The 24,734-nt window shown below is 45.3% G+C and carries 31 protein-coding genes and 3 pseudogenes; 15 read left to right on the forward strand and 19 right to left on the reverse strand.

The annotated features are described in order from the left end of the window. Positions 1-129: 129 nt before the first annotated feature. Positions 130-540 carry a hypothetical protein gene (locus DXE35_RS06315; protein ID WP_114689922.1) on the reverse strand — a complete coding sequence of 137 codons (411 nt, stop codon included), beginning with the start codon at positions 538-540 and terminating at the stop codon, positions 130-132. A gap of 269 nt (positions 541-809) precedes the next feature. After that, positions 810-1,016, reverse strand: a complete 207-nt coding sequence (locus DXE35_RS06320; protein WP_114689923.1) for an alpha/beta fold hydrolase — start codon at positions 1,014-1,016, stop codon at positions 810-812. A gap of 69 nt (positions 1,017-1,085) precedes the next feature. Here DXE35_RS06320 and DXE35_RS06325 point away from each other — a divergent pair, with 69 nt between their 5' ends. Continuing rightward, positions 1,086-1,541 carry a histidine kinase dimerization/phospho-acceptor domain-containing protein gene (locus DXE35_RS06325; protein WP_114689924.1) on the forward strand — a complete coding sequence of 152 codons (456 nt, stop codon included), beginning with the start codon at positions 1,086-1,088 and terminating at the stop codon, positions 1,539-1,541. Continuing rightward, positions 1,535-2,500, forward strand: a complete 966-nt coding sequence (locus DXE35_RS06330) for an ATP-binding response regulator (RefSeq protein ID WP_114689925.1) — start codon at positions 1,535-1,537, stop codon at positions 2,498-2,500. Before DXE35_RS06325 ends, DXE35_RS06330 begins: the two co-directional genes overlap by 7 nt. Positions 2,501-3,378: 878 nt before the next feature. On the opposite strand, the gene DXE35_RS09300 is transcribed toward DXE35_RS06330, so the two are convergent. The 4 genes and pseudogenes from DXE35_RS09300 to DXE35_RS06350 all read right to left on the reverse strand — a co-directional run bounded on the left by DXE35_RS09300 (position 3,379) and on the right by DXE35_RS06350 (position 6,405). Beyond that, the gene (locus tag DXE35_RS09300) at positions 3,379-3,540 is read right to left on the reverse strand and encodes a hypothetical protein (protein WP_162784983.1); all 162 of its coding nucleotides are present in this window, start codon (positions 3,538-3,540) and stop codon (positions 3,379-3,381) included. A gap of 282 nt (positions 3,541-3,822) precedes the next feature. Further along, positions 3,823-4,215 (reverse strand): VOC family protein, encoded by a 393-nt coding sequence (locus DXE35_RS06340; RefSeq protein ID WP_114689927.1) that lies wholly within the window; start codon positions 4,213-4,215, stop codon positions 3,823-3,825. 16 nt (positions 4,216-4,231) lie between these two features. Beyond that, positions 4,232-5,155 carry a hydroxymethylglutaryl-CoA lyase gene (locus tag DXE35_RS06345; RefSeq protein ID WP_114689928.1) on the reverse strand — a complete coding sequence of 308 codons (924 nt, stop codon included), beginning with the start codon at positions 5,153-5,155 and terminating at the stop codon, positions 4,232-4,234. Between the two features lie 35 nt (positions 5,156-5,190). Beyond that, positions 5,191-6,405, reverse strand: a pseudogene (locus tag DXE35_RS06350) (CaiB/BaiF CoA transferase family protein). 475 nt (positions 6,406-6,880) lie between these two features. Between DXE35_RS06350 and DXE35_RS10620 the strand changes: the two are divergent. The 4 genes and pseudogenes from DXE35_RS10620 to DXE35_RS09815 all read left to right on the forward strand — a co-directional run bounded on the left by DXE35_RS10620 (position 6,881) and on the right by DXE35_RS09815 (position 8,839). After that, the gene (locus DXE35_RS10620) at positions 6,881-7,315 is read left to right on the forward strand and encodes a LysR substrate-binding domain-containing protein (protein WP_231970065.1); all 435 of its coding nucleotides are present in this window, start codon (positions 6,881-6,883) and stop codon (positions 7,313-7,315) included. A 192-nt stretch (positions 7,316-7,507) separates the two neighbouring features. Next, the gene (locus tag DXE35_RS06360; RefSeq protein WP_114689929.1) at positions 7,508-7,744 is read left to right on the forward strand and encodes a hypothetical protein; all 237 of its coding nucleotides are present in this window, start codon (positions 7,508-7,510) and stop codon (positions 7,742-7,744) included. A gap of 72 nt (positions 7,745-7,816) precedes the next feature. Continuing rightward, positions 7,817-8,281, forward strand: a pseudogene (locus tag DXE35_RS10625) (universal stress protein). A gap of 162 nt (positions 8,282-8,443) precedes the next feature. Then, complete coding sequence (locus DXE35_RS09815) at positions 8,444-8,839, forward strand: isochorismatase family protein (RefSeq protein ID WP_231970066.1); 396 nt, start codon at positions 8,444-8,446, stop codon at positions 8,837-8,839. 20 nt (positions 8,840-8,859) lie between these two features. On the opposite strand, the gene DXE35_RS06375 is transcribed toward DXE35_RS09815, so the two are convergent. Next, entirely contained in the window at positions 8,860-9,462 is a 603-nt protein-coding gene (locus tag DXE35_RS06375) for a glutathione S-transferase (RefSeq protein ID WP_114689930.1), read from the reverse strand. Between the two features lie 279 nt (positions 9,463-9,741). Here DXE35_RS06375 and DXE35_RS06380 point away from each other — a divergent pair, with 279 nt between their 5' ends. From DXE35_RS06380 to DXE35_RS06390, 3 genes are all read left to right on the forward strand, one after another. Further along, positions 9,742-10,566 (forward strand): DUF3300 domain-containing protein, encoded by an 825-nt coding sequence (locus tag DXE35_RS06380; protein WP_269459903.1) that lies wholly within the window; start codon positions 9,742-9,744, stop codon positions 10,564-10,566. 84 nt (positions 10,567-10,650) lie between these two features. After that, a complete protein-coding gene (locus tag DXE35_RS09305; RefSeq protein WP_162784985.1) occupies positions 10,651-10,848 on the forward strand; it encodes a hypothetical protein in 198 nt (65 codons plus the stop codon). Positions 10,849-10,945: 97 nt separating this feature from the next. Further along, complete coding sequence (locus DXE35_RS06390; protein WP_162784986.1) at positions 10,946-11,251, forward strand: Rap1a/Tai family immunity protein; 306 nt, start codon at positions 10,946-10,948, stop codon at positions 11,249-11,251. A gap of 53 nt (positions 11,252-11,304) precedes the next feature. Here DXE35_RS06390 and DXE35_RS06395 read toward each other — a convergent pair whose 3' ends face one another. The 4 genes from DXE35_RS06395 to DXE35_RS10635 are packed head-to-tail and all read right to left on the reverse strand — an operon-like array spanning position 11,305 to position 13,293. After that, positions 11,305-11,589 (reverse strand): hypothetical protein, encoded by a 285-nt coding sequence (locus tag DXE35_RS06395; protein WP_114689933.1) that lies wholly within the window; start codon positions 11,587-11,589, stop codon positions 11,305-11,307. Between the two features lie 20 nt (positions 11,590-11,609). Next, on the reverse strand, positions 11,610-11,765 hold the full coding sequence (locus DXE35_RS06400; RefSeq protein WP_114689934.1) for a DUF2256 domain-containing protein: 156 nt from the start codon (positions 11,763-11,765) through the stop codon (positions 11,610-11,612). A gap of 5 nt (positions 11,766-11,770) precedes the next feature. Continuing rightward, positions 11,771-12,640: a cryptochrome/photolyase family protein gene (locus tag DXE35_RS10630; RefSeq protein WP_269459875.1), complete on the reverse strand. Its 870-nt coding sequence runs from the start codon at positions 12,638-12,640 to the stop codon at positions 11,771-11,773. Further along, positions 12,523-13,293 (reverse strand): cryptochrome/photolyase family protein, encoded by a 771-nt coding sequence (locus tag DXE35_RS10635; protein ID WP_269459876.1) that lies wholly within the window; start codon positions 13,291-13,293, stop codon positions 12,523-12,525. The genes DXE35_RS10630 and DXE35_RS10635 overlap by 118 nt, the downstream gene beginning before the upstream one ends. 76 nt (positions 13,294-13,369) lie before the next feature. Here DXE35_RS10635 and DXE35_RS06410 point away from each other — a divergent pair, with 76 nt between their 5' ends. Further along, complete coding sequence (locus DXE35_RS06410; RefSeq protein ID WP_114689935.1) at positions 13,370-13,711, forward strand: HNH endonuclease; 342 nt, start codon at positions 13,370-13,372, stop codon at positions 13,709-13,711. Between the two features lie 15 nt (positions 13,712-13,726). Here DXE35_RS06410 and DXE35_RS06415 read toward each other — a convergent pair whose 3' ends face one another. From DXE35_RS06415 to DXE35_RS06425, 3 genes are all read right to left on the reverse strand, one after another. Further along, entirely contained in the window at positions 13,727-14,101 is a 375-nt protein-coding gene (locus tag DXE35_RS06415; protein ID WP_114689936.1) for a hypothetical protein, read from the reverse strand. Next, positions 14,101-14,328 (reverse strand): hypothetical protein, encoded by a 228-nt coding sequence (locus DXE35_RS06420; RefSeq protein WP_114689937.1) that lies wholly within the window; start codon positions 14,326-14,328, stop codon positions 14,101-14,103. The genes DXE35_RS06415 and DXE35_RS06420 overlap by 1 nt, the downstream gene beginning before the upstream one ends. 84 nt (positions 14,329-14,412) lie before the next feature. After that, complete coding sequence (locus DXE35_RS06425) at positions 14,413-15,642, reverse strand: dicarboxylate/amino acid:cation symporter (protein ID WP_114689938.1); 1,230 nt, start codon at positions 15,640-15,642, stop codon at positions 14,413-14,415. Between the two features lie 22 nt (positions 15,643-15,664). Here DXE35_RS06425 and DXE35_RS06430 point away from each other — a divergent pair, with 22 nt between their 5' ends. Both DXE35_RS06430 and DXE35_RS06435 read left to right on the forward strand, forming a co-directional pair. Then, a complete protein-coding gene (locus DXE35_RS06430) occupies positions 15,665-16,309 on the forward strand; it encodes a hypothetical protein (protein ID WP_114689939.1) in 645 nt (214 codons plus the stop codon). Between the two features lie 146 nt (positions 16,310-16,455). Then, a pseudogene (locus DXE35_RS06435) lies at positions 16,456-17,116 on the forward strand (alpha/beta hydrolase). On the opposite strand, the gene DXE35_RS06440 reads toward DXE35_RS06435, so the two are convergent. From DXE35_RS06440 to pmbA, 3 genes are read right to left on the reverse strand one after another with little or no spacing between them, the layout of a single operon-like run. After that, positions 17,109-17,513, reverse strand: a complete 405-nt coding sequence (locus DXE35_RS06440; RefSeq protein WP_197714008.1) for a sulfite exporter TauE/SafE family protein — start codon at positions 17,511-17,513, stop codon at positions 17,109-17,111. The pseudogene DXE35_RS06435 and the gene DXE35_RS06440 sit on opposite strands and share 8 nt — an antisense overlap. A gap of 29 nt (positions 17,514-17,542) precedes the next feature. Then, a complete protein-coding gene (locus tag DXE35_RS06445) occupies positions 17,543-18,625 on the reverse strand; it encodes a TRAP transporter substrate-binding protein (protein ID WP_114689940.1) in 1,083 nt (360 codons plus the stop codon). A gap of 50 nt (positions 18,626-18,675) precedes the next feature. After that, positions 18,676-20,022, reverse strand: coding sequence for a metalloprotease PmbA (pmbA, locus tag DXE35_RS06450; protein WP_114689941.1), 1,347 nt, complete (start codon positions 20,020-20,022; stop codon positions 18,676-18,678). A gap of 73 nt (positions 20,023-20,095) precedes the next feature. Here pmbA and mog point away from each other — a divergent pair, with 73 nt between their 5' ends. Then, positions 20,096-20,680, forward strand: coding sequence for a molybdopterin adenylyltransferase (gene mog, locus DXE35_RS06455; RefSeq protein ID WP_114689942.1), 585 nt, complete (start codon positions 20,096-20,098; stop codon positions 20,678-20,680). 61 nt (positions 20,681-20,741) lie between these two features. Here mog and orn read toward each other — a convergent pair whose 3' ends face one another. Next, the gene (gene orn / locus DXE35_RS06460; protein ID WP_114689943.1) at positions 20,742-21,338 is read right to left on the reverse strand and encodes an oligoribonuclease; all 597 of its coding nucleotides are present in this window, start codon (positions 21,336-21,338) and stop codon (positions 20,742-20,744) included. A gap of 15 nt (positions 21,339-21,353) precedes the next feature. Here orn and DXE35_RS06465 point away from each other — a divergent pair, with 15 nt between their 5' ends. Both DXE35_RS06465 and rsgA read left to right on the forward strand, forming a co-directional pair. Further along, positions 21,354-22,604, forward strand: a complete 1,251-nt coding sequence (locus DXE35_RS06465; protein ID WP_114689944.1) for a M48 family metallopeptidase — start codon at positions 21,354-21,356, stop codon at positions 22,602-22,604. Positions 22,605-22,606: 2 nt separating this feature from the next. Then, positions 22,607-23,620: a ribosome small subunit-dependent GTPase A gene (gene rsgA / locus DXE35_RS06470; RefSeq protein WP_114689945.1), complete on the forward strand. Its 1,014-nt coding sequence runs from the start codon at positions 22,607-22,609 to the stop codon at positions 23,618-23,620. Here the strand turns inward: rsgA and DXE35_RS06475 are convergent. Then, positions 23,565-24,524 (reverse strand): CobD/CbiB family protein, encoded by a 960-nt coding sequence (locus DXE35_RS06475; RefSeq protein ID WP_114689946.1) that lies wholly within the window; start codon positions 24,522-24,524, stop codon positions 23,565-23,567. The two genes, rsgA and DXE35_RS06475, sit on opposite strands and share 56 nt — an antisense overlap. Between the last annotated feature and the right edge of the window lie 210 nt (positions 24,525-24,734).

Raw genomic sequence — 24,734 nt, forward strand, 5'->3', positions numbered from 1 at the left:
TTGAATAGATATCTTGTAGCGCACGAATTACCTCCGCTAAAGAGCTCTTAAATTTTCAAACAATATTATGACAGACCGGTATTTGTTTCTCGCCCGACACACCAGTTATACAAAAGTCTCTAGAGAAATCTAGCTCGCCAATTTACAATGCTTACCAAGCTCATTACACAGACGCATCACGCCATCAACAATCTGTGTTGTCTGGGGAGTACGACCAGACACTGTCGATCCAACAATAATTAACTGAGACGTATCATCCTTTAGTGGCTTAATAGCCAAAGTTGCCGCTTGAGCACACTGACTAATGTTAAGCGTTAGTTTTTGCTGATCTGAATTGACGATGTTGACATTCTGATTCTTTTGAATTGTATTTATTGCTACATCAAATACACGTTGTGCCGGCGCATCTAGTATCACCGTCACAACTTTAGCAAGAGGCTTATCGGGTGATGACTGGTTCTGAGTAACTTGCTCAATTCGACCTATGGCATGTATAGCCACAAAAATCCACTGCGCAAATGCAATCTCCGGTACCAGCAAAGAGAAGGCAATGACTGGCAGACTCGTAATTTTTTAAATTTCATAGATCGCCCGAAAATGAATTGAATTACAAAAACAACCCATTTCACTATACAGAAAAACAATGCTGGGATAGTTTGATTAAGCACACCTTCCAAAAAATACCCTAGGCAAACGACTACTCCTCCATGCTCTATTGTCCAGAGCTTGAATTTTGCCACGCCAAAGCATCAAGTTACAGGACAAAATAAAACCACCCGAAGGTGGTTTTAAAAATATCTAAGTCTGATTTATTTCAGAAATGCGTTAACAGTTTCTGAAAAACGAGTGTGCTGTTGAAATACGAATGCATGACCACCATCATAAAAAGCTAACCACGCATAACGAATTTGACTTGCAATCAACTGAGAGTTTTTCGGAATATCAATCACATCGTAACGACCATCCGTAACCAGGACTGGAAATTTAATATTTTTGAGGTCTTGAAATTCTGTCACAGCCTGCTGGGTTTTGGGCTGTTTGATTGCGGCTACTGTCTTACCATTTAGTTTGCAATGTATTTATTAATGAGCTCCACAGCGGTATTCGTTGGCCTGTATGGCTACTCTGTGCAGCGTTCAACCGTTCTTTGCTTTGCGCTACCCATCTTTAGCTGTCAATTTATCGCATCGATTGTTCCCCTAATCATGTTTCCGTGGCCTATTCAATTAGGTAACTTTGCATTCTTCCTATACACCATCAAAATGGCTTCCTATTTTTCGAAGTCCTGGGTAAAGACGGTTAGCTTGCATATACAAAACCAATCTCTCAATAAGGCACTTGAGGACGAACGCAATACTGCAATTGCCGCCAATATTGCAAAATCAAAATTTATAGCCACTGCTAGCCATGATTTGAGACAACCACTTCATGCGGTCAATATTTACTTGGACTTATTTGAACCAAACAAACTCGGCTCTCTAAAGAAAAAATTAATTTTCTTCAGGTTAGGAAAAGCATTCAGACCCTCAACTCCATGTTAAAGTCCCTATTGGACCTGAGCAAGTTAGATGCAGGAACTTCTTACAAGCTTGAAAAACCATTTGAATTGATAGAGCTTGTTGGATTTTTATCAAATACTTACACCCCGATTGCCAATAACAAGAAATTGGTTCTCCAGTTTGAATTTATGAATATGGGAGTTAATGGCGATAAATTACTTCTACAGCAATTGCTGGGAAAGCTGATCTCAAACGCCATTCAATACACAGCCTCGGGATTCATTCTTGTTAAATTAGCGTCTAATAACGATTGTTTGCATATCACGATTGAAGATACTGGGTACAGAATTGACGCTGCATTACTCGATAAAATTGTCGATGAGTTCTTTAAGGTGGACAGTACCCGCAATATGGATGATGGACTCGGCATAGGTCTTTCAATTGTCAAAAGACTCTGCAAAATCTCCAATACAGAACTATCTGTGAAGTCGCTACTGGGATCTGGCACGACCTTTAACCTCCAAACACCCTATCCGAACAATGCCTTGCCTGATAACGTTGAATCGCTAACTAACGATATGCCTCGCAAAATATCGGACTCGCAAGACCACCTTTTGGAAGCCAAAACGATTGCGGTATTTGAGGATGACCACACCATTTTTGATGCCTACAAACAAGCCTTAACCCAGAATGGGTTCCAGGTTCTGTCTCTTTCGGAGAATAGCCAGGCACTAGCGAGACAGCTAGCAGACATTAATCACATTGACTGTATTTTGAGTGACTATCGACTGGCAACCACTACCGGTGATCTCATCATTCAACAACTTCGCGATAGTTTTGTGATGGAAATTCCTGCCATCATTATTACGGCCGATACCTCACCGCAGCATATTCAATTATTCAAAGAATTAAGCATCGATATGCTCTACAAACCCATTGGCTACAGTGAGATTGTTGAGGCAATTACGCTGCTTTTAAAAAATCACCAAAACCAAAGATAAAAATGTCCGCCATTCAATTTCGCCTCATCATAGCTCTGCTAAGCACATTAGTATCAACCCATGTTTATGCAGACTCAAAGTCAAATCCTTGGGTAGGGGCTTACGGTCAAATTGGAAGTTTATTGGCTACGAAAGCTATATTCCTAAAAGTGTTAGCGGCACAACGTCAATTGGCAGCTATGCATTCCCTAACACCGCAACTGCCAACCATGCAAATGGACCTGCTGCGAATATCCGCATTGGTTATAAATTTGGTATTGGCGAAAACTATGTACTTGGAATAGGGGCGGCCTTGTACCCAGGGCATTCAAGATCAGTAGGCTCAACTCTTGCAAGCACTTTACCCAGCGGGTCATCTATAAAACCTGGAACATATGATGTGTCAAATGTATTTAGCGTTGCCCTTCTCCCGGGCTATGTAATTAATCAAACGCATCTCATTTATACAAAGATAGGAGATATGCAGGATCAACTCTCAATTCCAACTCTCCAGGAAACTACCATCAACAAACTAATCGAGTAAATGGCACTGTTTACGGCCTAGGATACCAGTAATTCATCACTGAATTCATCTATGCGTTCGGCGAAGGAAACTATGCTGTAAATAGATCACAAGCGGTATCGGTCCAACCTGATAGCGGAGCAATTGTTAGATTTACAGCCGATGCCACTGGGTACGATTTCATCTTTGGTGTTGGTTATCATTTCTAAACGCTGCAGATACTAGCGTAGTCGAAAAAAAACCACCTCGAAAGGTGGTTAGCAATATTCAAATATCTGTCATGGAAATGTGAATAGTTAGGAGCCTCTTTTATAAGGCCTAACAACCGCGGGAAACTTGACCCGAATCAATATTCCACGTGGGTAGAACTAAAGTATTAGTCCTGAGTATTGCGCACATTACCCATCGCATCTGAGTGGGCGCTTGGAACAGCATGGATTTGCTCATCCGCGTTGAATTTATTGAAGGCTGAGGCACTTGCGAATCCGATTAAGAATGCAGATACAGCGACGATGACATTTGTACTAAGTTTGCTCACTTTACTGCCCCGTATACATTAAAAAAATGAAAGCTAATTTCTCGATCCGGGAGAATAATAATTCATAAATTCGCAAAAAATCATGACAAACACATATCATAGAACTAAAGTATTAAGCCACTTCAGTAGGCCATATAGAGCTAAAGTTTTATATCTAAAACGCGTCTTCAAGCTAACCCTTCAAGCCATCCAATATTCATTGAAGAATTTTTATCCGAAGAGCCTGACTGCGGCATCCAACAAGGCAAAGGATGGTCACTGCAATACCTAGAGCATCTGGATTTAAATTAATTCCGATATTTCAATCAGGTTTTGATCTGGATCACGAACGTATACAGAGTTAATTTTTTGTCTCGCCCCAGTACGGGTGACGGGACCTTCAATAATTGGCCTTGACTCTGCCGCCAGCCGTTCAATGACTTTTTCAAGTGGGCGGTCCGCAATAAAGCAAAGATCAAGAGATCCTGGGGTTGGAAGATCAGCCTTGGGCTCAAACTCCTTGCCTTTGATATGCAGATTAATTTTTTGATTGCCGAACTTCAAGGCCTTGCGCTCAACAGGTGGAGTGCCGACAACAAAAGATTCTAACTTCATGCCCATCACGCGAGTATAAAAATCAACGCACTCTGCCTCTTTTGCAGCAGTAATCACCAAGCGATCTAAATGGTCAATCATGATCTTTTCCTTTATCTTATTGAGCGCGACGCAATTTATCTACGTAACTTGGCTCTGGATGCAAGGTATAGGTGCTACCTGCTTTAGCCACTTGCCTCGGAACTTCGTGTCCCACAATTTTCGGCAACTCTATAGCAAGTTGCAGCAACCTCAGAATATTCATGTCACTATCATAACCCATAGCATCGAGCATATGAATCGCATCTTCACTAGAAATATTGCCACTAGCGCCAGGCGCATAAGGGCAGCCACCCAAACCGCCTAAAGAACCATCAAAGCGCACAATACCTGATTGCACGGCAGCCAATACGTTCGCCAGACCCATGCCTCTAGTATTGTGAAAATGCATAGTCAACTGCAAATTGGGAAAGCGTTTTTGTAGGGCCTCACTCATCCTCTTTACTTGATCTGGGTTTGCCGTACCGGTGGTATCGCAAATCGTCAGCCCCCTCACACCCAGGTCCGCAAAACGCTGTGCAAATTCCTCGACAACCGTTTGCGGAACTTCTCCCTCCATAAGGCAATCAAAACAAGTGGAGAGTGAAACATTAATCGGCGTTCTGACATCAACATATTCAATGACTTCTACCAATCCAGAAAAACTCTTTTCTCTACCCATACGCAAATTGGCTAAGTTATGAGTCTCGGAAGTAGACATCACCAGATTAAATTCATCGGCCCTTGACTCAAAGGCGCGCTCATCCCCTCGAAGGTTTGGCACCAACACGTTGTACTCGACTCCAGGTACACGCTTGATGCGCCCCATCACCCACAACATCGGTATAGCCTTGGGCGAAGTAAAAGAGGTCACCTCAATTTTGGCAAAACCGCATTCGCTCAGCTCATCAACCAATCTCACCTTATTGTCAGTGGGTACAAAATTGGCTTCAATCTGAAAACCATCTCTCATTACTACATCATTGAAATAAATTCTGGTCATAGGGCTTTTTTCTCTATTGATTTCTCTATTATTTTTTATTCGAATTCTGAGTGAGGTTCTGATTTCGTAAAAGCGATTCCACGCTCTTTTAAAGAGGCGATCTGCTCTTTGCTCAAACCAATGCTATTTAATATTTCATCCGTGTTCTGACCAATATCGGGCGCAAGTGTTTTAATTGAGCCTGGCGTACGCGATAGCTTTGGAAGCACCCCAGGAACATCTAACGTTGTGCCATCTTGCATCCGAATCATTTGAATATTTTCTCGAGCTGTGTAATGAGGATCGCTCACAATATCAGCTACGGTATAGATTCGGCCTAATCGTACTGCAACTGAATCAAGCATCTCCACAGCCTTGGTGGTACTCAGTGTTTTGGTACACTCGCCAATTGCCTGATCCAGCTCAGCAATCCGCTTCACACGACCATCATTATTTTCTATCTGGGGGTTTACCTAAGTCTTCGCGCCAAATCAATGTCATCAAGCGCTTAAAGATACTATCGCCATTACCAGCAACCAATACATAGCCGCCATCAGCGCACTGGTAAGCATTGGTTGGTGCGATGCCCGGCAATGCGCTGCCAGCCGCTTCACGCACCTCGCCGAACGCGCTGTACTCAGGAAGAAAACTCTCCATGCAATTAAATATCGCTGCATACAAAGCAATATCAATAACTTAACTTTTGCCGCTAGTATGCCTTTCCTGCAAGGCTAGCAAAATACCAATCACACCATGCAAGGAGGCCAGAGTATCGCCAATGCTGATGCCCACTCGCACCGGCACCCTACCAGGTTCATCGGTTGGATGACGCAAACCACCCATTGCCTCGCAACTACGCCAAATCCCGGCTTATCTCTATAAGGGCCGGTTTGACCATAACCACTAATGCGTAGAACAATTAATCTGGGATTGAGCTCGAGTAATTTCTCTGGATCAAGACCCCAACCTTCTAATGTTTCAGGACGAAAATTTTCAATTAAAACATCCGCCTCTTTAATCAGAGTGCGAACTATGTCTTGAGCCTCAGCTTGCCGCAAATCCAAAGAGAGTGAACGCTTGTTGCGACACTGTACTTGCCGCCATACTGATGTGCCATCTTTTCAAAGTCGCCACTTCCTTAGCGCATCGCCAACTTTAGGCGGCTCAATCTTAATCACATCAGCACCAAAATCCGCCAATGTTTTAGCGGCGAATGGCCCAGCAATTAACTGCCCCATTTCGATCACTTTTAATTTTGCCAATGGCTCCATGAAATCTCCTGCATTTGCTTTGACACCAATTTACCCTTCTTGATAGTGGCTGAAAATTGCTATTTACAGGGGTATGCTTCTCATTCTGCGAAGGTATAGGTAAAATAAATCGATGAAATCCTCGCTAAACCACGCCAGAGTGGACTTTGTTACTCTCCAACTATTTTGTTCAATTGTGCAGTCTGGCAGCATTACCAAGGGTGCCAAAGAGTGCAATTTAGCCATGTCAGCCGCCAGCAGACGCCATTTCTGAGTTTGAAGAAACGGCTGGCATGGCGCTACTGGATCGCACCGTCAAAGGGGTCACGCTGATACATGCTGGGCATGCCGTCATGCAACATGCTCTACGACTATTTCAGGGTTTTGAACAACTGAGCAATGAATTAGAGGAATACTCCAAAGGCGTAAAAGGGCATATGAGGCTACGGGCTATGGGCCAATATGTGCGCCTTAACAGAATTTTTACCATCAGCGCTTGCCAGTTTTTTTAAAGCCTTATCCAGAAATACAAGTAGAGGTGGAAGAGCAGATCAGCGGTGATATTGTGCGAGCCTTGATGGATGGAATAGCTGATATCGGCGTATTTGCTGAAGGCCCTATTACCAGTGGCTTAGATACACACATCATGGGGAGCGATCAATTGGTGATCGCCTGCAGCGGAGATCACCAATTAAGCAGCAGAAAAAAAATTTCGTTTGAAGAATGTCTTCAATATGATTTTGTGGGTCTCAATAGAGACAGCTCATTACTCGAGCTAACTTCGCGCAGCGCCGAGAAACTCGGCAAAAGAATGAACCTACGCATTCAGGCTCGAAGCTACGATGCGATGTGCCAGATGATTGCCGTCAACTTAGGCGTGGGGTATTGCCAATCCAGGCCTGCACCGCTCAAATCAAAGCCATGGGCTTAAAAGTGATTGGTCTGCAAGATGCCTGGGCAAAGCGCAACCTGCTTGTGGCCACTAAGGCCAACATCAACGACTCCCCAGCTACCGCCCTGCTGAGCCAGCATTTACTAGGGTAGTTAAGACCAAAATTCCTGAGTACTTTTCTCTGGCGCTAATTTGCATGACATCCTCCGCGGATAGGCATCAGATGAAAACATGACTATTATTTTTTTACTTCTCTCTCCAGCATTATTTGCATTATTTTGGATTGTCCGTTTTCAGATATGCGCTGCTCGTCGCAGACGATTGATCTACACCTATGGCATTGACTCCAAGAAACTCCGTAAATTAAGTTGTAAGGAGGTAACGCAACTGCGCAAGCGCATCGCAGTACTGGATGGCAAAAAAGATGCTTATGAACTTGAGGGGCTAGTTAAACATTATAGACCTTGAAACAATGATTACCAACCAACTGCGTTGACTTAAACCCAACTTAGATAATCACAAACAAAGAAAGGTATAAAAATGAAAATACTACTTCCAGTTGATGGCTCCAAATCCTCTTTAAATGCAGTCAAATATGTCGCTAAGCTTGCCAAAAACTCTCGTAGCCCGGCCAAGGTTACTTTAGTTAGTGTCCATGACGATATCGGCCTTAATCATCTCAAACAATTCGTATCCAAAAGCGTAGTTGACGACTATTTACGCGAGATCAGTGAAAAAAAATGAAAACCGGCGCACAAAGTTCTCGATGCCGCTGGAGTTAAACACAATATGGCTATTAAATGCGGACATATCGCTGAACAGATCATGAATTTGGCTAACAAAGACAAAGTGGATTTGATTGTTATGGGCGCCAAAGGACGCAGTGGCTTACTGGATCTTCTGGTTGGCTCTGTAGCGCAGCGTGTCTCCGGCTCTGCAAAACAACCTGTTTTATTGGTGAAGCAATCTCCCTTCGCCAATCAACAACAAAGAACGGCTGACTGAAAAGACCCTTACTTACAATGGTAAAAATAATTCCAAGTCGCTCTACTCTTGTTTTAATTGATTTACAAAGTCGATTCATGCCCTCAATTCACCAGGGTGATGAAGTTCTTAAACAATCCAACAAGATCTCTAAGCTAGCCAAACTTCTGCATGTACCTATCATTGGAACTGAGCAAAGCCCCAAAAGTCTCGATCACAAGACGGAAGAAATCGCGCGCTTTTGCCAAACCACCATATCAATCAAAAGAACATTTCGATGCTTGCCAGGACGGCTTGGTCAATGCGCTGTCCAAAAATAGAGAACACCTTATTCTTGCCGGATGTGAAGCCCATGTATGCGTTATGCAAACCGCTTTAGAACTGTTGCGGCAAGGTTTTAAGGTTTCCATTCTGGTGGATGCAATTGGCTCAAGAAGGCCTTTGGATCGAGATATCGCCCTTCATCGGCTTGGCTCATCTGGAGTATTCCTTCTAACGGTTGAGATGCTGGCATTTGAATCGTTAGAAACCGCAAAAAATGATTCTTTTAAGGCTGGACTCGAGATTATCAAGTCGTAAATATTGATTCTTGATTCTGGCTAATCCATCCAAACTGGATGCTTGTGCATCACTGCATTAAATAATTCAGATGCCAAATGTTGGTTTAGCCATCTCTTAATTGCTGGTATGGGTAGCCGCTCAAATCGTTTTGGATCAACCATGGAGAACTGTCTAATAAAAGGAAAGATTGCCACATCCACCCAGGTCATTTTGCTTCCAAGTAGATACTGAGCGTTTTGTAAGCTCTGCTGCATGGGCAGCAACATCACTTTAAGCGCCTCACTCAAAACCGCCTCTTGATCTAAGTTTGGATATCGATTCGGATACTTATATTGATCTAGCAAGATCTTAAATAGACCATCATTCTGATTAATCCAATTCTGGGCAATCACTTCATCCACATTGCCCAAACCAGCAGGATCAGAGTGCTCAATTGCCCAACGCATGATATCGACACTTTGCTCAAGAACAACATCGCCTATGCAAAGCACCGGCACAGTTCCCTTTGGGGATCGCGCAAGCATGGATTGGGGTTTATTGCGCAGGTCAATCTCACGATGCTCGACGTCAATCCCTGCGTATTTCAAGGCCATACGCGCTCGCATTGCATAAGGGCAGCGGCGATAGGAATACAAAATCATTGAAATGGCGCTTAAATAAACAAAATGTACCCACTTTAAATCCTCTTTAGCACCTTACAGTGGATTGCTCCAAAATTCTATGGAGTATCTCAAGATTGAGTAGAATAATTTTTCTATTCACACACAAGGATGCGCTAATGATTGCACAAAAAAACGAGGAATTCCCTCTCAATTACTAGCGGGAATCTTAATGATCGCACTAAGCCTGCCCGCTGTCGTACCAGCTGCTTTTGCTCAAAGTAGCGGCCAAGCCAAAGCAAGTAAGCAGTCCCGATCGCAATTAGAGAAGCGCTCGTTGCTCCAATCGCTTTGTATCCAGATTCATTAGTCTCGCAAATACTGATGGCCTCCACTTATCCTCTGGAGGTATCTGAGGCTACCAATTGGTTGCGCAATAACAGCACCATCAAGGGTGATGCGCTCAATAACGCCCTGCAACAACAAAACTGGGATCCAAGCGTGAAGTCTCTCGTTTCATTTCCACCAGTTTTGGAAATGGTGGGCTCGCAACGCAGCTGGACTCACAATTTGGGTAATGCTGTATTAGCCCAGCAATCAGATACGATGACTGCAATTCAAGCTTTGTGCGCCAAAGCCAAAAAAACTGGAGCGCTGCAATCGAACTCCCAAAAAACTGTCACAACCAAAGGAAGCGGCTCGTCTGAAACGATTGTGATTCAGCCGGCTAATCCACAAATAGTCTATGTGCCATCCTATAACCCAACCGTGGTCTATGGTGTCTGGCCTTATCCAGCATATCCACCAGTTGCTTACTATCCTCCGGGTTATGTAGCCGGCACCGCGCTACTCTCTTTTGGCGTGGGTATGGCAGTTGGCGCAGCACTATGGGGCGGCTGTCATTGGGGCGGCGGCTGGGGTGGTGGAAACTCACTCACTATCAATAACAATAACTTCCATAACTTCAACCGCAACACCAATAACAACTGGTCGAGTAATAGAAGCGGTTCAAATGAATGGAAGCCAGATACACAACGTCGCAATGCCAATATTGGTGGAGGTGGTACCAATCGAGATGCGGAGCGTGATCAACTACGCCAGAATCTTCAAAAAATAGCATCAACGGCAATGATCGCAACAATCTAGGTAGCTGCGACGGCGGACGCAACGGTGGAGATCGAAATCTAGGACAGAACGATCGCTCTGGTGACCGCAATCTAGGTAATCGCGATGATGGACGAAGCAACTTTAGAAATGACTCCAGCGGCTTTGGCGATGCCCGCGGCGCTAGATTTAACGGCGGCGGTGATCGCTTTGGCGGTGGCGGTGATCGCTTTGGCGGTGGCGGTGCCCGCTCAGGCGGCGACCACTTTGGTGGTGGCTTTAGAGGCAGACGCTAAGTCAAACATATTCAATTTAAAAAATTAAGGCCAATACGAAAGAACTATCATGAAAAAAATAAATCTTATTAACGACAATTACTAGCGCTGTTTTGGGCTTCTCAAGCCACTCTCAAGCAGCCAATATGATCAGCACACAAGAGCTATTGCAAGACTGTAAAGGTACGAATGGCACTTTTATTACCTGCGAAATTTATGGTCAAGCCGTCTACGATACTTATTTAGTCACGCGTAACCCTAAAGCAGCCCCTGAATTTATTTGTGTCAAGCAACCTGCACCAACCCGCAAAGAAGTGATACAAGAATTTGTTAGCTGGGCAGAAGCAAATACCAAGTATGCAACTGAACCAGCTGCAGATAGCGTTTTGCGTTTCTTGGCTGGCAAATTTCCATGCGGCAAATCACTCAGAAATAGCAGCAACGTGATGTAGCAATAAAGGCCGCCTTCGAGTGGCCTTTATTTTTTTAGAAGTACAGCTGGCAATTAATAATTTACTCTTTGCCAGCCGCTTGGACAGGCTTGAGTTTGTGGATAGTAAAGCCCGTTCTCAGGGCAATAAGCGGCAGTTTGAGTTGGCGGCAGATAAACGTATTGAGTGCCGTAATAAAGGGGTGCAGGTCTGTAATAGGCGTTTGCAATAGCAACTCCGACAACCGCGCCGACCGCGAAAGGCGCCCAGCCTCTATGCCAGCCACCACTATGACCACCATAGTAGTAACCACCCATCCAGCCATGAGCGCCAGCAGATGTAGCTGCGCCAGCGAACATAATAATTCTGCGTCCAAGCCCTAAGTTGCCTTTTTATGCCTACAGACATCAGAGCAATATTTCACCGCTTCCCAGTTTTTCGCCCAAGACTTTCTCCAGGTCATTTCTTTTGTACAAACGGCGCAAACTTTAGTCGGCAGAAAACTTTTATTACCTGTAAACGATGTTTTATTCATAGTGATTAAAGGTCGTTTAATCGATTCAAAATCTGTTGAGCATGCAGCGTAATCTCTTTTTGGTCCTCATCACTAATTCGCTTGAGATTGGCCGTCATTAACCTTGTTCTTGGACTAGTCTCAAATTGATCGCGATGCTTGATCAAAAAATTCCAATACAAATTCGTGATGGGGCAGGCATGCTCTCCATAGCGAACCTCGGGCTTGTATTTACAAGAGTCACAATAGTTACTCATGCGCTTGATATACGCGCCACTTGCAATATATGGCTTGCTAGTAAATCGACCACCGTTCGCAAATAAAGCCATCCCTGCCGTATTGGGTAGTTCAACCCATTCAATTGCGTCGACATCAATCGCCAAATACCACTCACAGACTTCCTGCGGCAATATTTCAGCCAATAGAGCAAAGTTGCCCGTCACCATTAAACGCTGAATATGATGCGCACATCCATATTGCAGTGTTTGACCAATCGCATCTTTCATACAAGACATCTGCGTCTGCCTAGTCCAATACCACTGAGGCAAGGAACGTTCGTGCTGATAGTAATTATCTTGTGCCATCTGCGGCATATCTAGGTAATACATGCCGCGGACAAACGTTGAAAGGTCTAAGGAGTACTTTTTCCACGCCACCAATACCGCGTCAACCACCTCGCGAGGGTTTAACAACTTGAGGTTTAATGCGCTCGACAAAATGGAGTGCCACCCAAACGGCGTATCTGTCCACATGGCGTCTTGATAAACACCAAAGTTTCTTAAGCGATATTCAACGAAATATTCCAAGGCTTGTATCGCTTGCTTTCTAGTGACAGGCCAATGAAACGCATCAAGAGAGCCAGGGTGATCTGGATAGACTTTTTGCACCAGGTCCAATACTTCTTGTGTAATAGCGTCAACTTCAAATGAGGCTGGAGCATCAATGATGCCGGGTCCTTTTTCGGAAAAGGTTTGCGATTATCTTGATCAAAATTCCACTGGCCGCCCTCGGGGTTGACTTCTTTATCAACCAACACGTTGTGCCTCTTACGCATCAAGCGATAGAAATACCACAACCTAAACTCTTTTTTGTTCTGAGCCCACTCAATAAACTCCCGATTCGGGCAATAGAAATGCTCATCTTCGCGCATATCTAAATCAATACTTAGCCCCTGCGCCAATTCCTCCAGCGCCCGCTTAAGACGCCATTCACCGGGTTCAATACAGACCACTCGCCCTACCTTCTTTTCCAAACTCTGCTCTTTGATGGCCTCGATGATCGGCAGTGGAGAATTTTGAATATAGACAAGCGGATACCCCTGTTTTTCAAGAGCGCATGCAAAGTGACGCATCGCCGATAAAAATAAAGCAATCTTGGCTTTATGAGACAAAACGTACTGCGCTTCATTAGCCGATTCAATCATGATGATTTCATCGGATTGCGGATTCAAATCGCGAAAAGCAGCACTCCGCAGATCAAGCTGATCGCCAAGAATCAGAATGAATCGCTCAGGCTGTTTCACTAGAGTTGTATGGGTAAGTTTTGACACTCGGCAAGTTTAAGACTTATTTACTAAACTAGCTTGAACCCATAACTTTGATTGGCCGCACACTCGAACCGATGACATGATTGGAAAAATTCGTCAAAAACTCATTGCCTTAGACCAACCGGTCTCGCAAAGACCTGTGGATGTCATTTGCGCAATCTGCGAACGACCCATTCCGGAATCGCAAAAGGATGCGCATCACCTCATTCCCAACTCCAAAGGTGGGAAAACAACGGCATATCTCCATCGCATTTGTCACAAGCAAATCCACGCCCTACTCACCGAGACGGAGTTAGCTCAGCAATACCCGCACCCTGAAATATTGAAGGAACATCCGAAGATGAAGAAATTTATTCGATGGGTTGAGAGTAAGCCAAACTCGTTTTACGAAAAGACTCGAAAGAGCGCTCGCCTAAAGTAAGCGAGTCTTTTGAAATTAATACTCTAAGTCCAAACTTTCGACGACAGCCGTTAAAGCGGTGACCGACACAAACGCTTTTGAATGCGCCCCTTGGGCATCCAAATCCTCCCAGTTAAATTCCAGAGAGAAATGAGCGGACTCCACAATCAACTCGTAGCTGATTGAAGGTTTATTGCCGTCCTCTTTCGATTCTTCGCTGACCGGAACCCTCAGTGACTCAATGGCGGCAATTAATGTACTGACCTCGTTGCCAGTGAGCTCTCGCGTACGCAGCACATCATCCGTGCGTTTAATGGAGATCTTAGAGACTTCGTCTATTGTGACTTCGTATTGATTTAAACCTAGATCTTCCCAAACAGTGAGCTCAAGAGCAATGGGATACGTTTTCATTAGTCCACCTCATCAACATGGGGTTCATCAAAGTGCGCTTTTTTAGGCTTGAGCTTTGCTTCCATCTGAACCCACTTGCTTTGGTGAATTCGATAGGAGCAATCTTCAGCATGATTTTCCAGCAAACCAAAAATGATAGTGGTTGGAATTTTGCAGTGCAGGCATCGATATGTATGTTGATGCTCTTCGCTCTTCTCTTGAGGGTAATCAATATAAAACGGCTTCATTACAAGCGCCCTCCATGCAGATCAAAGAATGCGTCCATATTACACCCGAGATCTCTTCAAGTGTGACCGAATTAGGGGCATTTACTAACCCTCTAACTCACCTTCCCATTTGGAGATAACGGCCGTCGCCAAGCCATTGCCCAGGACGTTCGTTGCGGAACGCGCCATATCCAGGAAGTGATCTACCCCCAGAATTAATAGAACACCTGCTTCCGGCAAGTTAAATTGCGACAAAGTCGCCGCAATCACCACTAAAGAGGCTCGTGGCACACCAGCTATTCCCTTGGATGTAATCATTAATACCAACAGCATTAATAGCTGTTGACTGAGTTCCATCTCGATACCATATACCTGCGCGATAAAGACTGCGGCAAAAGTGCAATACATCATGGAGCCATCCAAATTGAATGAATAGCCAACAGGTAAAACAAAAGAGGCGATTTTATTTTTGCAGCCAAAACGCTCAACCCTCTCCAATGTCATCGGATAGGCCGCCTCGGAGCTAGCAGTAGTGAAAGCGAGTAGCGCTGGCTCTCGCAGCATGCTTACTAAATGTAAAGTGCGCTTTTTCAATATCAACGCACTAATCAAAATAATCACTATCCAGAGAGCGAAAATTGACGCATAAAAGCTGAGCATAAATTTGCCGTAAGTCATCAAGATACCGATGCCATTCTCGGCAATAACGGCTGAGACAGCCGAAAATACGGCGACTGGTGCAAGCTTCATGACCGCTGTAGTAATTCTCAGCATGATGTGCGAGAGTATGTCGAGATTACGAATAAATTCATCGGCTCGCGATCCGATGCCGGCGACGCCAACGCCAAAGAAAAGAGCAAATACAACAATTTGCAATATCTCGTTTTTTGCCATTGCATCAAAGATGCTGACTGGGAAAATGTGTCGCACAAAGTCTGGCAGGTTCAAGCCATTTTTATTTAAGCCCGTACTCGCTGCAATCTCAGGCAAAGTTAACTCAACTCCAATGCCTGGCTGCAAAATATTGACCATCACCAATCCAAGCAACAGGGATACAAAAGACATAGAAATAAACCAGGCAAAGGTTTTTAAACCCACACGACTAATCGTTGAGGCATCCCCCATTTTGGCGATACCCACAACTAAGGTAGCGAATACCAATGGAGCAATAATCATTTTGATTAAACGCAAAAATACATCCGTCACAATGGAAATGTAGCGCACATACTGCTCGGGGAAAGTGGTTCCGGCACCATATAAATTCACTAAGTAGCCGGCCAGCACACCCAAGACCATTGCCCAAAAAATAAAGTTGGTTAGCTTTTTAGAATTCATGAATGGCCTATAGACAATTGAAATGCATCACGAGATTCTACTCAGTTATCGCCCTTCCCTAGTGAAAGTGCCGAGAGATTTTAGCTCTACTGTGGTTAGACTGAGTAAATCACTCACCTTCATGGCTCAAGACAATATGATTTGGTTAGGCTTGGCAACAGCCATTTTCCTGGGTGCACTAGTTTTTAGCCCTCCCCGCGCCTTCGGAAAGCCGCCCCTCACATGGCTGGCTCCGGTCGCCATCATCTTCCTCGTAGTTGCCTGGAATATTTCACCCACGCTACCTGGCCAGCCTCCCGGGAAGTTTTATGGCCTCATCTTTCACTTTTATGGCGCTTCCTTACTCACTGCCATGTTTGGACCAGCGATCGCCCTATCCATTCTTTTTCCCGTAGCCTTTTTTGGGATCTACCTCATTCAGGGTAGCTATGAAGCTGCCGCCCAACATTATTTAATGGTTTGCGTACTCACCACATTCTTCGCCTATATCTCCATACAAATTATTCAACGGTTTATCCCAAAGCATTTATTTGTTCTCATTTTGGGCAATGGCTATGTGACCACTTTTGTGAGCGTGATTTGCTCGGGCACCTTCTTACTTGTCCTTGTGCTGGTAATTGGTGAAGCAGGGCAATTAGATCTTGAAGGCTGGTTATTTGGCTCTTAATGATTATTGCATTTATGGAGGGCTCTTTATCTGGAATGCTTTTGGCGATTTTGCTGATTTTCAGACCGCATTGGGTATCCCCTTACAACGAAGAAATCTATATGAGTCGATAATGCTCAAGTCACATCCATCAACAGAAGAGCAACATGCTCCCTTGTATTGCATTAGAAACCAACCCCCACCCAACCGCTGCCATTATTTGGCTGCATGGCCTTGGTGCTGATGGCAATGATTTTGTGCCGATCGTCCCCGAACTAAAACTCACCGGATGCCCTAGAATTCGCTTCGTATTTCCGAGTGCGCCAAGCATGCCAGTTACCCTCAACGGCGGCTATGTAATGCCAGCCTGGTATGACATTATCGGCAGAAACCTCATGGATCAAGAAGACGCTGCTGGTATTCAGAAATCAGCTACAGCCATCATTAAGCTAATCAAAAAAAGAGGCTGATCGCGGATATCACAAGATTGTCTTGGCGGGCTTTTCACAGGGCTGCGCAATGGCGCTACATATTGGCTTGCGTTTTCCACACAAGCTGGCAGGCATCATCGCTTTATCAGGCTACCTACCCTTAGCAATGACCGCTAATATTGAAAAGCATTCGGCTAACTCAAGCACACCCATCTTTATGGCGCATGGCACTTTTGATCCCGTGGTGACATTTGATCGCGCTCAAGCATCTCATGTCATGCTAGAAACAATGGGTTCTCAGGTAGATTGGAATGAATATCCCATGGAGCACTCTGTCAATCATGAAGAGCTTATGGATATTTCTCGCTTTTTACAGCGAGTACTGACAACTACATAAGTCCATCTGCAATCAATTTAACGTCAGCAATCAGCAAAAAGAATTTCACTATACGGTAATACCCCTTCATTGAGATTCGCTTTGCCAAATAAAATCCAAAATAGACGCCAATAGGTACACAAGGCAATAGGATGATTGAGGTTGCTAATTGCCGGTAGTTAAGCAAGTCTAAATAAGCATAAGGACCTAACTTTCCAAAATTGATGATGGTAAAAAAGACACCCCAGGTCGATGTATAGACCATTGGCAACAGCTTTTCCCTCAGCATATAAACCGTAATTGGTGGACCGCCAATGTGGGCGACAAAGGAAGTAAATCCAAAGGATGAGGCGATCATTGTTTTAGTGTATCCCTGATTGTGGTTAAAACCAAAATCAATTAAAAGAAAAAGGCTCACATGGAGCCTTTTTTCCAGAGAGTTTTCCCTTAAAGCTTCTTACTAAAACTATATTTTGAAAAAGCTTGCTCAGCTACATTGAACCACTGAGCCTCCATGTTTCGGAATGCACGATAGTCTTCAAAAATCTTTTTAAACTGAGGATTTTTTGCAGACTCTTCCGCATAAGTTTCCTGGCTGGCCTTAAAGCAAGCATCCAAAACAGTGGTATTAAATTTACGCAGTACAGCACCATTTTGCAACAGTCGCTGCAATGCAGGCGGGTTAAGCGCATCGTACTTGGCGCACATATCGGTATGCGCCTCAAAACAGGCGGCCTCCCATGCAGCCTTATAAGCCGGCGGCAAAGAGTCCCACTGCTTCTTATTAACTAAAAATGAAAGCCCGGCTGCGCCCTCCCAGAAGGCTGGATAGTAATAATTCTTCGCTACTTTTGCTAAGCCTAATTTCTCATCATCATATGGACCAACAAATTCTGCGGCATCAATCGTGCCCTTTTCTAAGGCGGAATAAATCTCGCCCGCAGGTAGCTGCTGTGGAACCACACCGAGTTTTGAGAGCACCTGCCCCGCAAAACCAGCAATACGGAATTTCAGTCCTTTTAAATCCTCTGGTGATTTAATTTCTTTACGAAACCAGCCGCCCATTTGCGTACCAGTTTGGCCACCCAAAAAATTAACAATATTGTAACTAGCGTAGAGCTCACGCATCAACTTCATGCCGTTGCCATGAAGCATCCAAGCGGACTGTTGTCTAGCAGTCATTCCAAAAGGGACGGCAGTATCAAATATAAAAGCGCTGTTTTTACCCAAGTAGTAATAACTCGCCGTATACCCACACTCCACCGTACCGTTTTGCACCGCATCGAGTACTTGAAGCGCTGGGACCACCTCTCCAGCGGCAAATACTTTGACATTAAATTTGCCATCAGTTGCTTTACGTAGAGCGCTTGCAAATACTTCTGGCGTGCCAAATAAAGTATCTAATGATTTAGGGAAGCTGGATACCAAACGCCAGTTTAGGGTTGGTAAATTTTGCGCTATCGATGGGGCAGCTAACGCTGCGGCGCCAGCACCAATAGTGGCTTTCTTTAAAAATGAACGTCTTTGCATTACCGCTCTCCCCTTTAAAAAAATAGTAAGTTTGTATTTAGCTACTGCGTTTATTTTCCACCAACTGTCATGGAGCTCAACAGAATCGATCCTGTTTCCTTAGTGCCACGAATGAGTGTGTCGCTGCCGATGAGCTGAATATCCATCAACATGTCTCGCAAGTTGCCGGCAATTGTTACTTCCTCAACAGGATATTGAATTTCACCATTCTCCACCCAGTAACCAAATGCGCCGCGAGAGTAGTCGCCCGTGACGTAATTGACGCCCTGACCCATTAACTCAGTGACCAATAATCCAGTGCCCATTTCTTTTAATAAGGCAGGCAAACCCCCTTTTGGGGGTTTCTTACTCTTTAATGTGAGATGGTGTGAGCCTCCAGCATTACCGGTAGTTTGCATACCCAATTTACGAGCGGAATAAGTCGATAAAAAATATCCTTCCAGGATTCCCCTATCCACGACAGTACGGGCAGAGGTTTTGACACCCTCCTCGTCAAACGGTGCACTACCCATCATTGACCTCAAATGCGGCTCTTCAAACAAGCTGACATGCTTTGGCAATACCTGCTTACCTAAACTGTCGAACAGAAAACTAGAGCGACGATACAAGGCACCCCCTGATACAGCCTGCACCAAGCCGCCCAATAGACCAGCAGCTAAAGGCGCTTCAAAAATCACAGGGCAACGTCGTGTCGTTAATGACCTCGCCTTAAGACGCGACAGGGCTCGCTCTGCCGCATATTTCCCAATGGCGACAGGGTCAGCCAATTCCCCAGGAATGCGAGAACTGGAATACCAGTCATCGCGTTGCATATGCGCTTTCTTACCACCTTCGCTAGCAATTGGCGCGCAAGAAATATAGTGGCGAGAAAATGGATATCCGCCCATAAATCCATGTGTTGTCCCCATCATGAAATGCGCATGGTGCGCAGATACAGAAGCGCCATCACTATTCTGAATTTGCTTACTTACAGAAAATGCAGCGCCTTCGGCGCTTCGCGCGATTTCGATAGCGCCGGCCGCATCGATATTCCAAGGATGAAATAAATCGAGATCTAGTGGATTTTTTTCTAAGAGTTCAGCTTCAGCCGGTCCCGCGCAAATATCTTCCGCTGTATGTTGCGCAATGTGATAAGCGGCGTCTACCGTCGCCTTCAAAGATTCTTTCGAAAAGTCGCTCGTGCTGGCATTGCCTCGCTGATGCCCCAAAAACACAGTAACGCCTACCTGCTTATCTAGGCTTTGCTCAATGATCTCCACTTCGCCTTTGCGAACGGTAACCGAGAGGCCTTGCCCCTCAGAAATTTCAGCTACGGCATCTGAAGCACCCGTTCTTTTGGCCTCTTTGAGCATGAAATCGATGATTTCTTGAAACTGGTTAGATGTGTATGTAAACATACCCTAATAATAGCTAGAATAGAAACATGAAGCATACCGAAGCCCTAAACGAAACAGCCAAAATGAGGTCACAATCGGCCTCATTTCCATCTCAGATCGCGCCAGCAAGGGCGTCTACCAAGATGAAGGCATCCCTGCCCTACAAACCTGGTTGATGAAGGCGATTAGCAACCCCTGCGTATTTCATGAGCGCTTAATTGCTGATGAATCCGAGATCATTACTGAAACGATCGTAGAGCTGGTAGATGAGCTGGGCTGTGATCTGATGCTCACCACAGGCGGCACAGGCCTCTCAAAACAGGACGTCACTCCAGAAGCGACGCGCGACGCCAGCACCCGTGAAATGCCCGGTTTTGGCGAACAAATGCGCCAAATTAGCTTGAACTTTGTACCTACCGCAATTCTGTCGAGACAAACCGCCGTCCTTCGGGAGATTGATGGGCATGCCGCCCTAGTCATCAATTTTCCCGGACAACCTAAAGCGATTGCAGAAACACTCGAAGGCCTCAAAGATGAAGACCGCAAATCGATTGTTCCCGGTATTTATGCCGCCGTACCTTACTGCGTCGATTTAATTGGCGGCCCTTATATCGAGGCGAATGAGTCAGTCATTAAAGTCTTCAGACCCAAGAGTGCTATTAAAAAAATAAGTCAATGAAAAAAGGTCCGCATTGCGGACCTTTTTTCTTACCTCGTCAAACCAGTTAATCTCTTGTTACTTACTGCGGAAGCGGGACGATAAATTTCTCGCGATAATACTTCAACTCCTCAATCGATTCTTCAATATCTGCCAGAGCAGTGTGCGCCTGCTTCTTAGTAAAGCCTTTAACCAATTCCGGATGCCAGCGTTTGCACAACTCTTTTAGCGTCGATACATCGATATTTCGATAATGAAAGTAAGCCTCTAGCTTAGGCATGTACTTCGCCATAAAACGTCTATCCTGCCAAATCGTATTGTTACACATTGGAGCAATGCCAGGTTTAATGTATTTTTTTAAGAAGGCTATGCACTCCGCCTCGACAGTAGCCTCATCTTGAGTAGATGCCTTCACTTTATCTATCAAACCAGAGCGCCCATGAGTGCCTTTATTCCAGGCATCCATCGCGTCCAAAACCGCATCCTCTTGATGCACTACCCAAACGGGCGCCGTGGCGATGGTATTGAGATGGGCGTCCGTGACAATAATGGCAATCTCCAAAATCCGCTCATTCTCGGGATTGAGGCCTGACATCTCCATATCCACCCAAATGAGATGCTCATTGGCTGGCGCCGGTTTACGTTTTGGTACTGCCGAAGGGTTAATTTGCTCGCTCATATCTATAATGATCTCATGACATTCACAATTATTTTTCTAATCGCTTTTATCGCTAGTTTTAGCCTACGCCACTGGCTCTCTCAACGCCAAATTCGCTATGTAGCGCAACATCGAGATGCCGTTCCTGTGGATTTCGTTGAAAATGTAACTTTAGCTGAACATCAAAAAGCGGCTGACTACACTATCGCTAAATTACGACTTGGTATTTTAGAGAATGGAGTCAGCGCCGTTATTTTAATTGGCTTCACCTTATTGGGTGGACTTCAAATTCTGAATATGGCATTGCTGCAGCTCTTGGGTGAAGGCATTGACCAGCAGATCGCCTTATTGGTATCCATTGTGATCATCTCCGGGATACTAAATATTCCCTTCTCCTGGTACAAGCAATTCCACTTAGAGGAACGTTTTGGCTTTAATCGGATGGGCAAAAAACTCTTTTTCTCGGATATGTTTAAGGGCATGGCAGTTGGCGGCGCGATTGGCATTCCGCTACTCTGGGTGATTTTGACTTTAATGGCGAAGGCAGGTAATGTATGGTGGCTATGGGCATGGGCGGCTTTAACCGCGTTTAGTTTTCTTATGCAGTGGGTCTTTCCCGCTTTTATCGCCCCACTCTTTAATCAATTTCAAGCCCTAGAAGACGGGGCCTTAAAGACGCAAATTGAAGCACTACTCACACGCTGTGACTTTGCGAGCCAAGGGTTGTTCGTGATGGATGGCAGTAAGCGTAGCGCTCATGGCAATGCATTCTTTGCCGGCATGGGCAAAGCCAAACGCATTGTGTTTTTTGATACTTTGATTGAAAAGCTCAACCCAGGCGAAGTGGAGGCGGCCCTCGCCCATGAGCTGGGCCACTTCAAATGCAAACACATTCGCAAACGTCTCTTGGTTTCATTTGTATTGAGTTTTGCGATGTTCGCCCTCTTGGGCTGGATCAGCACTAAAGCCTGGTTCTATGACTTAGGCGTGATACCCAATCTCAACGGCTATAACGGCGGCCTCGCATTGGCGCTCTTTATGTTGGTATCACCAGTGTTTAGCTTCTTCTTTACACCTCTTTCTAGCCTAGCATCGCGCAAACATGAATATGAAGCCGATGACTTTGCCGCTGAAAAATCTTCTGCAAAGGATCTGATTACCGCGCTAGTAAAGCTGTATCAAGACAATGCTTCAACCCTAACGCCAGATCCGATCTATACCGCCTTCTATAGCTCGCATCCCCCTGCTCCATTGCGCATCGCCAACTTACAACGGTTTAGCTCCTAACGATGGAACAGTTTCATGCGCTACTGATTGCCTCCTATGGAAGGCATTATTTAGCGCAGCGTTTAATTACTGATGCCTGTGGTCATGACTCTCCTAGCGGCCCATTAATTCAAGTCAGCACGCCAGCCAAGCAACACATTGGTGCTGTGGGTGACCGCATGTTGTTGGAAATGACTTCAGCCGATCAAGCGCGCATTATTCAAATTGAGCCTCGCGAAAATTTACTCTATCGCTCGGATGCGGTTAAGAGCAAGTTGATCGCATCAAACGTGGATCAAATTCTGGTAGTGCTTGCAACACAACCCGCCTTCTCACCCGACCTGTTGGGTAGAGCGGTTGTAGCTGCCGAAGCCAATCAAATTGGCTTGCACATCTTGCTCAATAAATGCGATTTCAAAGATAATTTGGTGCAAGCGCGCAAAATCATTGAACCATATGCGCGCATGGGATACCAAGTAAGTGAAGTCTCCGCCAAATTTGACTCAGCCTCTATTGATGCATTGCGTCCCATCTTGCAAGGCAAGGTCTCTGTTTTTTTGGGCCAGTCTGGTATGGGCAAATCCAGCTTGCTCAATGCCTGGATTCCAAATGCCGCTGCGCTAACTCAAGAATATTCCGTGCGTTTAGATACCGGCAAGCACACTACTACTGCCTGTCGTTACTTTGAACTACCAGAAACTTGGGGTAGAGGTGAAACTGGTAAGCTTGGCGCACTGATCGACTCTCCAGGCTTTCAGGAGTTTGGTTTAGCCCACATGTCAGTCAGCGAATTGCAGCATGCGTTTAGAGAATTCAAAGACCTACTCGGTAAATGTCGCTTTCATAACTGCGCCCATTTATCTGAGCCTGATTGCGCGGTACGAGAAGCGGTAGACAGAAATGAAATAGCGCCAGAAAGACTGGCGCTATTTAGACAGCTGCATTCGGCTTCAAAAACAGCCGATGTGCAAATTCAGGGAATTAGCCAAGCCAAAGAGCGATGGTCAGCATTAGCAACAACGCCATCCAAGCAATAACCAAGCGCCATACCAACCCTACCGCGGAACGCATAGTGCGCTCAGTGGGCTCAAGACCCACCTCATACACTACTGGCTCACCCGCTTCAGCCATACGCAATGCCTCATCACTGTCAGGCTCGCTCATAGGTGCACCCAGGCGAACGCCTAGCGCGCCACTGCCGGCTGCCAAAATGACTGCTGATAATGCATAAGACCATTTTTGCGTGAGGTAACGCCAGCCATATACTGCGCCTTCGAAGTTACCCACAATTGCAAAGCCCATGGCGGTAATGCGAGCGGGAACCCAATCCAACACGTAGAAGAAATGACGAGCAGATTCACTTAAGCTGAAATCCCCGCGATCAGACCAGCGCTGCGCAGCGATATCCGCCAAGCGATAAAGCACAACGCCTGCAGGACCCATTGGCATCATGAACCAGAACAGTACGCCAAAGACATGATGATGCGAACCAATAATGGCGCGCTCCAAGGCCAATGAAATCACTTCCGTCTCAGTTAAATTAGATGCATCTAATTCAGGACCATACCACTCACCCAACGCTGCACGAGCGGCAGGCAAGTCATGCGCCTCTATCGCCTCATGTACCACGGTAAACGAATGACTGAACTGACGAAAGCCAAAAAATAAATACACAATGACGATGTTCCAGATGAAACCCAAGATAGGAAACGTCACCATACAGGTAACGTAGACAATGAAGACTAAAAAGGTTGGCAGTATGAACACCACCATGCAGGCCATGCGAGCGCCGACAGGACTTGCACCCTCCTCAGACTTGCCACCGAACTCAGCGGCGACCCAATCTAACCAGCGAGCACAGATACGCGCAATCCAATGGTTTGACGTCACCGGGCGATATTGCTCAGCAATGAGGGCGCAGAGAATAGAAAAGAAAGTCATACTTTTAATAAATGATAAAGGTTACACAACATTCCCGCAGTAGCACCCCAAATAAAGCGGTCCTCATAAGGCATTGAATGCAAACGTCGTCCACCCTGCTCACTTTGCCACAACCTCACTTGATGATTAGCGGGGTCTAACAAAAAAACTCAGGGGCACTTCAAAAACATCAGCCACTTCAAACTCATCCAAGACATATTCTGCCTGAGC

It is taken from the genome of Polynucleobacter necessarius, from assembly GCF_900095215.1.
Classification (GTDB): domain Bacteria; phylum Pseudomonadota; class Gammaproteobacteria; order Burkholderiales; family Burkholderiaceae; genus Polynucleobacter; species Polynucleobacter necessarius_H.